Genomic DNA, 8,144 nt, shown 5'->3' with positions numbered 1-8,144 from the left:
GCCCCCGTTGGTATCGGCAGCGTTATGCTGCACTAGGTTGGACCATTGGCAGGCAGGACGGTTCGGCAAAGATGAAGATCAGCGCTAATCAACTATTCATTTGCTTATTTACTTGTGTATGCTTTACCAGAGGTCGCCTAGTTTTTATGATACGATTTTTACTAAAAAGGGGATTTTTGAAGAGTCTGATTATAGTAGAATTACGTCGCAGGGTAATGGCGGGGTATTTTCATATGAAAAATATAATAATAATGGGGAGCTTAGTGTGGTAACTGTTTCTCCTGTTTCTGTTTTGAGAACTTATACCAATTTAATTTTTTTGTCAGATAGCATGTTGTCACGTGTTAATCCCGTTTCAATGGCTAAATTTCCAGATACAATTAAGAATGAACTGATCCGCGATAGTAGCGGTATGCAATCGGATGGTCACTATGTGAAAGAATACTTCACTATAGTTCGCTCAGCTGGAGGTTTTTCGGAGAGAATTAGTTCTTAATGCAGGACATTTTTTTGTGAAAAATCTCTCTTGGTTTTGTGATTTATGCAATAGAGCATGTGTCTCATAATCCGTTGGTGCCGTGTTCGACTCACGGGAGGTCCACCAGAATTTTGAGCAGTAAAGTGAAAGCCCCGCCAGGTAACTGCCGGGGATTTTTTGTTATTTTTATAAAGCAAATTCCACATCTAAAATAAGAAATCTCCTAAAATGTTGCCATAGGTTTCTCTTGATGGTGAAAGGTAAAAAATGATGAAATATTTGGGTGCTCTTATTGCTGTGATCGTGCTCTCGGGCTGCCAAAGTCTGTCGCCTGATCCATCTCCAGCACAAATGGCTGCAGGGGATTTCGGCAAGAAGCCAGCAAATATCGAGCAACTCCTGCGTCGTAGTTTTGAGCGTAACTTGTATGATCCGGCCAGTGTGACCCAATTCGTCGTGTCAGAGCCAGTGAAATGCGGCAAAAAGAAAGGCTTGGGAACACCGGTGTTTGGCTGGTGCTCCTTCTACGAATATAACGCAAAAAACCGTTTGGGCGGTTATGTCGGCTTGCAGGGCCACACCGTCATGGTTTTGAACGAAAGAATTATCTACCAGGATGGCGCATTCGTGGATGGTTTCGTTTTCGAATAGGGCAAGATGGCAAAGCAATAGCCGCTGGATGACATTTGATTTGCGTCAGTTATTGCAATGCCACCCAATGACTTGCGAACAACAAAGCCCCGCCAGGTAACTGCCGGGGCTTTTTGCATGGCGCCTGCAGCATCGCTGCGGGCATACTTTTACAGGAAGACACAGACCATGACGACAGAACTGACAATCGAAGACATCGTAATCGGCACCGGCAAGGCCGCCGAGCGCGGCGCGCTGATTAAAGCCCACTACCGTGGCTGGCTGGAAGACGGCACCGAGTTCGATTCCTCGCACCAGCGCGGCGCCGCGTTCCAGTGCGTGCTGAGCAACAACAAGGTTATTCAGGGTTGGATTATCGGCTTGAAAGGCATGCAGGTCGGCGGCAAACGCAAGCTGTGGGTGCCGGCGCAGCTGGCGTATGGCGAGCGCCAGGTGGGCTTGATACCGCCGAATGCTGATCTGGTGTTTGAGATTGAATTGCTGGAAGTGCTGACGCGGGATTAGGCGAGGAGAGGGCGCTGCTGTATGCGAAGTAAACACCTTAGCTGCGCTGCGCCGGTTCTGGTTACTGTTCTGACTTGCGGCGATGTTAGCCGGCTGCAGGCGCTTGCTTCTTCAAGTACCTGAATTCAATCTATTATTGTAAGTACGATTGACATCATATATACTCATTTTTGAGCAGTATAGAACTCAAAAAATGAAACCCATCTACAAATCTCCCTTCGAGAAATTTGTAAAAAAGCAATCAGGGCCGTTTCAAATGGTCATTGAAGATGCGGTTGAGTTCGTCTGTGAGCATCCTCGTCTCGGTGAGGCGAAGTCTGGCGACCTGCAGGGTATCCGGGTCTATAAATTTACACACAATCGTCAGCAGTATTTAATCGCTTACCGTCCTCCTGCAGAAGAGGAGCTCAAGGCGGGAGGCGTAGAGATAGAGCTCTTGTTTATTGATTTTTATCAAATCGGGACGCATGAGAATTTCTATGCAAGCCTGAAGAAGTATTTGAAATCGTGAGGGCCGTATGAGCGAAGTTACCGCGGAAGCTGTCTATAAGAATTTTACGCAGCTGGCAACGACAGAGCGTGCAAAGTTTTTTGCCTTGCTCGCCGAGCCGAATGTGCAAGGTCAAAATTTTTCCCATGATCAAGTATTTGGCCACCTGGCAGGGGTTGAGTTTACTGCCGCAGAAGCGGCGGAGTATTTGGACGTATCGATCTCTACCTTCCGTCGGTACGTGGCGTCCGGCAAGATCAAAACATCAAGTGCAGTGGGGAGAAATCAGCTTTTTGCAGCCAAGGATTTGAAGGTGTTCAAGCGGTCGCTGCAAGATGTCAGGGCACGCTGAGTTGATGCTGTAGCAGCTTGAAAAAAGGGTTAGCCTGGCGCTAACCCTTTTTATTGACTGTCCTTATCTCAAGACTTCCACCAATTGAAGTTAACCCCGCCGTTATCAAAAACAATCCGTACGGTATGGTAAGAGTCGCTGCTCAGCCCCAGCGTGCCGAAGTCGACGGTTGTCCAGGTTTGCCATCCACCCGTGCTGGGCAAGGTTTGTGAAGGTTGCGCGACGCCGTCGATGACGAAGTGCATCTGGCGTCCCACGCTGGGTGTGGCGATGCGCACCTGGAAGTGGGAGTTGGCTTTCACGGGGACATGTTCCCATTCCAGCCACTCGCCGTTTTGCATGGAGCCGACGTTGACGCCGCCGCCGGTGTCGCCTGTTGGTTCGATGGCGATGTTGCCGTTGCGGTAGAAGTTGGTCTTGCCATTGCCACCATTGGCGCCGCCAAAGTAATCGGCGCCGGCCGCTGCGAATTTCAGGTCGGCATTAAATGGGTTGCGGCTATGGGCGCGCAGGACGTTGATGCGCTGGTTGGGGTAGTCATACAGGGTTTGCTGATAGCTCAGCGGCTGTCCTTGCTCATCAAGGTTACGGACACGGAACACCGAGGCGTTTTCAAGGAAATCGGTGAAGCCTTCGACCAGTGTCAGCAGGGCGCCCGCATCGGCCGTGTTCTTCAATGCCGTATCGAAAGTCTTGCCATGGTCGGGGTCCCGGAAGGTGGGCGATGTCGGTGCGAACAGGCCCGGGAAGGCGACGCCGATTTTGCTGCGGTTGAAGTCGGTCAGGGTCGAGGTGCCACCGCCCGACCAGGCCTGGGCGGCATCGACCACGGCGGCCAGGGTGGTGTCGTTTTTCAGCGCATCCGTGTTGACGATGATGTAGGGATTGAAGCCAAAATCTTGCATGCACTTTTGGCGCACATAGCGCATGGCGGCCGAGTAATTGCCCTGCTCGTTGGTGACGGTTGCCTGGTTGCCCGTCCAGATAATGATCACTGGCCTGCCGTCAATCTTGAAACGGTTGGCGTCAGGAATGGTTTCAAAAAACACCTTGTAGTTGGTGTCATAAATATAGGTCCAGTTGGCCGGGTTGCCGATGTCGAAGGGCAGGGAATTGTGCTTGGCCTGGTTCCATTGCTCCGTCCATGAGGCGGCGTTGTCATCGAAGAGCGCGACCTTGATCTGGCCGGCCAGCCCGGTCTGGTTCAAGGCCTTGACGATGGGCGCCATGCCTGCCGGGCTCCACTTGGCGATAGGGTAGGCGCCGCGCACATTGGGCGCGACAAAATCGACCCCGGCCTCGCCCAGTTCGCGCACCCAGGCATCCCAGGTGCCATCGGGATTTTTCGGGTCCGGGTTATACAGCGGTGTATTGTAGGTGCCCGTATCGGGGCCGAGGATTTCGGTTTGCGAGGTGTAGTTGAAACCGAAGGTGACGCCGACATATTGCGCTTGGGCATATGGAGCACAGGCAAACAGCATGCTGGCCGCCAGCACGTATTTCTTGAGCACGCTATCTGTTGTTGAAAGCATGGATATCCCTTGGTGAATAGCCTGATGGTGAAAACGCTGTCGATGAAATAATTTAATATAAATACTTTCCATCGATACTAATTTTCGGATGGTAGCTTGAAAATTGTAGCCAAGCAAGTTTTCTTCAGTTGTGCGGAGGGGGCGGGGATACCGTAGGGCGGGTGGAATACCACGGCCGCTGGCCGTGGTAAAGGGTAATGATTAACGATCAGAATCGCTTATTTCAAGGTCCAGGTGGTTGCTTTCGCCACGGCGTCGTCTGCGTTCTTCAGCGTGAAGTAGGCCTGGTCTTTCAAGGTGCTCCACTGTTTGACGCGGTTGGCGCCGTTCGGTGCCTGGTTAAATTGGCTGGTATCGACGACTTTCGTGCGCTGGGCGTAGAAACTGGTCAGGAACGATGCTTCGTCTGCACCGGTGCTGCGTTTCAACAAGCCTTCGAGGGTATTGACGCCGCCATCGGCGCCCTGGTTCAAGGCAGTATCGATAAAGGAACCGATGGTCAGTGCGCTGGCAAAACCGCGCTGCCCAGCTTGCTGTACGGCGTACTGTATGTAGACGCTGTAGAAGGTTTTCCACATCGCGTCTTGCCAGGCAGGATTGCTTTGCAGGCTATTGATCTGCTTGCAAAACACTTTCGCTTTATCGGTGATTTTCAGGATGTTGCCGTTCATGGCGCCATGCACGCCGGCACGCGCCAGGCCGCCCGCAACGCTAGGCGCCGTCGAGCCATTAGCGGCATCGAAGGCGGTAAACAAGGCCGGGCCATCGGGGTGGCCATCGTTCGAACCGCCGGTGGTGGCGCCGAAAATACCGATGGTGTAGCCACGGTCGTCATTGATGTTTTCGCAGTATCCATAAAACTTGTTCCAGTCGACCGTATCCTGCTCTGGTTTGTTGACCAAACGCATGATGTTGTCCCACTGTTCGCCGTCCAGGCCCGTTTTGTCCTTCAGGAACTGCAGCGTCGCGGCAGGGAAGAAGGCGTCATGGTTGATCGGGCCGCCGACGGCGACCACGCTGGCCGCCAGCTGGTTGCTGCTGCCGGCCGTATCGTTGCTGCCGCCACAAGCGGTGAGCAGGACGGCGCTTGTCATGCAAACGGCCAATTTTGTGAAATGTTGCTTCATCATATGGTTCTCCAGGTTTAACGACAGTGAGCAAAATGCTCGGGGTAAGCCTGTTCTGGGTGCGCGTTATCGCTGAATGACACATCATCTGGCGATATCCGTCCTCCCGGGACAGGATATTTTTTTCAACTGCAATGAAGGACAGGGTGATGCCGTGCTTCGCCAGAGGGGGCTGGCGAAGTTACTGGCAGCTAATTAGTTGGATAACCGGACGCCGAGGAAGAACTGTCGGCCGCTCGAATAAAATGCCTGCGGTCGTTCGGCGTTGGCGTAATACTTCAAGACCGGATTGTTCAGGTTCAAGGCATCGAAGGTGATGGTCACGTTATCGTTGACCTTGTAATTGAGCGACATTGCCAGCGTTCCCAGGCCGGCTGCATATTGCGGCGAGACATTGGCCAGGCCGACCAGGAAAGAGGAGCGGTAGGTATAAGCCAGGCGGGTGCTGAAACCGTCTTTCTCGTAGTACAGCTCGGTGTTAAAGGTGTTTGCCGAGGAACCGACCAGGGCCATGCCGTCCGACGTGCGGCCGTTGGCATAGGTGTAGTTCACCAGCGCGCCGAAATCTCCCCACAGCGGTTGCTGCCAGGCCAGTTCAACGCCCTTGTTCTTGGCCGCGATATTGAATGGCGAGGTGATCACGAAATCGGCGAACTGGTTGGTCGAGGTATTGAGGTAACGGCGGGTGTTGTAGCCGAACGTGACGTACGAAGGCATGTCCATGTAGAAACCGGCCACTGATACCAGCGAACGGGGCGCGTAATACCATTCCAGCGTTGCATCGAAGTTATTCGAACGGATCGGTTTCAATTCCGAGTTGCCGCCCGAACCGGTGCCGTTGATGTTGTTCAGCGTGACGGCTGGCGTCAGTGCCGAATAATCGGGGCGCGACATGGTTTTCGAGGCGGCTAGGCGGGCTACCAGGTCCTTGTTCAGGTCAAACTTGAAGTTCGCGCTAGGCAACACATCGGTGTAATGGTGTTCCACCGTGGAAGCCACCGGCAGATTGGCTTCGTCGAAATTGTAGCCCGCACTGCTTTGGCGGGTATTGGCCACGCGCACGCCAACGTTACCGCGCCAGTGTTCGCCGGCCAGGTTCACCATGCCGTAGGCGGCGGCGACTTTTTCCTTGACGGTAAAGTTGCCCTGGTAATTCGGTCCCAGGTCGACGTTGTTGTAGGTGTTTTGCCAGGCGGCGATGGCGTTCGGTTCCAGGGTCCAGAAACGCGACAGGAAGCCGGAGCCGCCGCCCAGGCCACTACCAAAATTGCCTGGTGAAACGGTGCCCGACCAGGCCGGCAACGGCAAGGTCTGGCCCGGATTGGTAAAGCAGACATTGTTGGCATCGGCCGAACAGCCGAAATTGCGGCCTTCCGACTGGCGCTTGTGCGAGGCGTAACGGACGCCGAACTTGGCGCTTTCCAGATAACCATGGTCCAGGTCGACCAGCGCATCGAGCTGTCCGTAGGCTTCGCTGTCGGCCACATGATAGGAGCTGGACCAGCTGCCGCCATTAGTGACATTGGCCGGGTTGTTGAAATTGCCGGTATCGACGCCGGGGAAGGCGACATCGGCCGGTCCGCCCTTGCCATGCATCTGGTAGGACATCGGCGAGTTGATCAGGAATGCTTCGTGGCCATAGTCATGCGGCGTTTCGCCCAGGCCCTTGGTGTAGCCCACTTGGCTGCTGAGTTGCCATTGCTTGTTGGGGCGGTATTTGGCCGACAGGTCCAGGTAGGACGCCATCGACGCTGCTTTCGGGCGGTAGATCGAATCGCGCAAACCGGCGATAGGCTGGTCGGCGCCGGGGCTGACGCCGGACGGATCAAAATTCGTTTTCGGGAAGATGGCCGATACCAGGGTGTTGTTGACCACTTTATAGCTGGTCGGCGAGATGCCGTTTTCCAGCAGGCCGGTCGGATTGGCCAGGTAATTCGTATCGAGGTTGGTGCCGCTGAAGTGCGAGTAAAAGCCATTCGCTTCCAGGGTCAGGTCGCGGCTTGGCTTCAATTGCACGTCGAACAGGGCGCCGCGGCGCTGGCTCTTCTGGGTGAACAGCGAGGAACCGATTTGCGCCGGGTAAGCCACGCCGTTCAAGTCCGGATGCGCGGCGATGACGTCTGGATGGCTGATCGTGCCCTGTCCCAGCAAGAACAGTTCCTGGCCGTCGCGGCGCTCATTGCGCGACTCGGAAAACGCTTGCAGCATGAAACCCAAGGTCTTGTCTTCGTTGCGCCAGTTCAACAAGGCATTTGCATGCGGCGCCGTCTTGCCGGGCAAGTCGGCATACATGCCTTGCACCGTGGCTTCCAGGGTCAGGGTTTTCTTGAAATCGAGCGGTTTGCGGGTGACGATGTTGACGCTGCCGGTGGTGCCGCCTTCGATCAGGTCGGCCTGCGCGCTTTTCAATACTTCCACCGAGCTGACGATTTCCGACGGCAGCAAGGTGAAGCTGACGCTGCGTCCTACCGTACCGCTCTGGTCGCCGACATACCAGTCGCCGGTGGCGATGGTGTGGCCGTTGACCGTGGTTTGCGTCAGGCTGGGGTTGGTGCCGCGGATACTGACGCGGTCGTTCTCGGAAAAGCCACCTTGTCCACCGGAACCGGAACTGATATTAACGCCGGGCAAGCGCTGCACCGCGTCGGCGATATTTTTGTCCGGCAGTTTGCCGAGATCCTCGGCAGTGACCACATCCATGACGGAATCGGCATCACGTTTCTTGACCAGCGATTTTTCGCGCGAGGCGCGCACGCCGGTCACGACGATCTGTTCCAGCGGCGCATCGGTGGCGCCGGGGGCTTCCGGCGCACGGGCCTGCTGCGCCTGGGCGACACCGATCAGGCTATTGAGCGCCATGGCGACGGCGAGGGCGACAGGGGTGCGGTGTACGCGATGTGCGCGAGTTACGATATGCATGTGTTTCTCCGACTACTCTTGTGGTTGAGTTATTTTTAAAATCAGCCCCCCGGTCACGGGGGGAGGGTGTCTAGCAATCTTTGCTGCTGTT

8 protein-coding genes are annotated in these 8,144 nt (G+C 54.8%); 5 read left to right on the top strand and 3 right to left on the bottom strand.

Annotation, left to right across the window (positions count from 1 at the left end):
• The first annotated feature begins 118 nt into the window (after positions 1–118).
• The 5 genes from HDE72_RS12680 (at position 119) to HDE72_RS12660 (ending at position 2,475) form a co-directional block, all read left to right on the top strand.
• A complete protein-coding gene (locus tag HDE72_RS12680; protein ID WP_183741310.1) occupies positions 119–496 on the top strand; it encodes a hypothetical protein in 378 nt (125 codons plus the stop codon).
• Positions 497–745: 249 nt separating this feature from the next.
• The gene (locus HDE72_RS12675) at positions 746–1,129 is read left to right on the top strand and encodes a hypothetical protein (protein WP_183741306.1); all 384 of its coding nucleotides are present in this window, start codon (positions 746–748) and stop codon (positions 1,127–1,129) included.
• A gap of 168 nt (positions 1,130–1,297) precedes the next feature.
• Positions 1,298–1,633, top strand: coding sequence for an FKBP-type peptidyl-prolyl cis-trans isomerase (locus tag HDE72_RS12670; protein WP_183741304.1), 336 nt, complete (start codon positions 1,298–1,300; stop codon positions 1,631–1,633).
• A gap of 193 nt (positions 1,634–1,826) precedes the next feature.
• Positions 1,827–2,144 (top strand): type II toxin-antitoxin system RelE/ParE family toxin, encoded by a 318-nt coding sequence (locus HDE72_RS12665; RefSeq protein WP_183741302.1) that lies wholly within the window; start codon positions 1,827–1,829, stop codon positions 2,142–2,144.
• A 7-nt stretch (positions 2,145–2,151) separates the two neighbouring features.
• Positions 2,152–2,475 (top strand): helix-turn-helix domain-containing protein, encoded by a 324-nt coding sequence (locus tag HDE72_RS12660; RefSeq protein WP_183741299.1) that lies wholly within the window; start codon positions 2,152–2,154, stop codon positions 2,473–2,475.
• Positions 2,476–2,543: 68 nt separating this feature from the next.
• Here HDE72_RS12660 and HDE72_RS12655 read toward each other — a convergent pair whose 3' ends face one another.
• From HDE72_RS12655 to HDE72_RS12645, 3 genes are all read right to left on the bottom strand, one after another.
• Complete coding sequence (locus HDE72_RS12655) at positions 2,544–4,007, bottom strand: DUF5010 domain-containing protein (RefSeq protein ID WP_183741297.1); 1,464 nt, start codon at positions 4,005–4,007, stop codon at positions 2,544–2,546.
• A gap of 218 nt (positions 4,008–4,225) precedes the next feature.
• Complete coding sequence (locus HDE72_RS12650) at positions 4,226–5,101, bottom strand: chitosanase (protein ID WP_260176660.1); 876 nt, start codon at positions 5,099–5,101, stop codon at positions 4,226–4,228.
• Positions 5,102–5,329: 228 nt separating this feature from the next.
• On the bottom strand, positions 5,330–8,053 hold the full coding sequence (locus HDE72_RS12645; RefSeq protein ID WP_183741293.1) for a TonB-dependent receptor: 2,724 nt from the start codon (positions 8,051–8,053) through the stop codon (positions 5,330–5,332).
• Between the last annotated feature and the right edge of the window lie 91 nt (positions 8,054–8,144).

Source organism: Janthinobacterium saanense (assembly GCF_014200675.1).
Lineage (GTDB): Bacteria > Pseudomonadota > Gammaproteobacteria > Burkholderiales > Burkholderiaceae_D > Janthinobacterium.
This window is presented reverse-complemented; position numbering and strand designations above follow the sequence as displayed.

What these genes read in the sequence shown, in the direction of transcription:
- HDE72_RS12665 (WP_183741302.1), top strand. Translation starts at nt 1,827, where the DNA reads ATGAAACCCATCTACAAATCTCCCTTCGAGAAATTTGTAAAAAAGCAA.
- HDE72_RS12650 (WP_260176660.1), bottom strand. Translation starts at nt 5,101, where the DNA reads ATGACAAGCGCCGTCCTGCTCACCGCTTGTGGCGGCAGCAACGATACG.
- HDE72_RS12670 (WP_183741304.1), top strand. Translation starts at nt 1,298, where the DNA reads ATGACGACAGAACTGACAATCGAAGACATCGTAATCGGCACCGGCAAG.
- HDE72_RS12655 (WP_183741297.1), bottom strand. Translation starts at nt 4,007, where the DNA reads ATGCTTTCAACAACAGATAGCGTGCTCAAGAAATACGTGCTGGCGGCC.
- HDE72_RS12660 (WP_183741299.1), top strand. Translation starts at nt 2,152, where the DNA reads ATGAGCGAAGTTACCGCGGAAGCTGTCTATAAGAATTTTACGCAGCTG.
- HDE72_RS12675 (WP_183741306.1), top strand. Translation starts at nt 746, where the DNA reads ATGATGAAATATTTGGGTGCTCTTATTGCTGTGATCGTGCTCTCGGGC.
- HDE72_RS12680 (WP_183741310.1), top strand. Translation starts at nt 119, where the DNA reads ATGCTTTACCAGAGGTCGCCTAGTTTTTATGATACGATTTTTACTAAA.
- HDE72_RS12645 (WP_183741293.1), bottom strand. Translation starts at nt 8,053, where the DNA reads ATGCATATCGTAACTCGCGCACATCGCGTACACCGCACCCCTGTCGCC.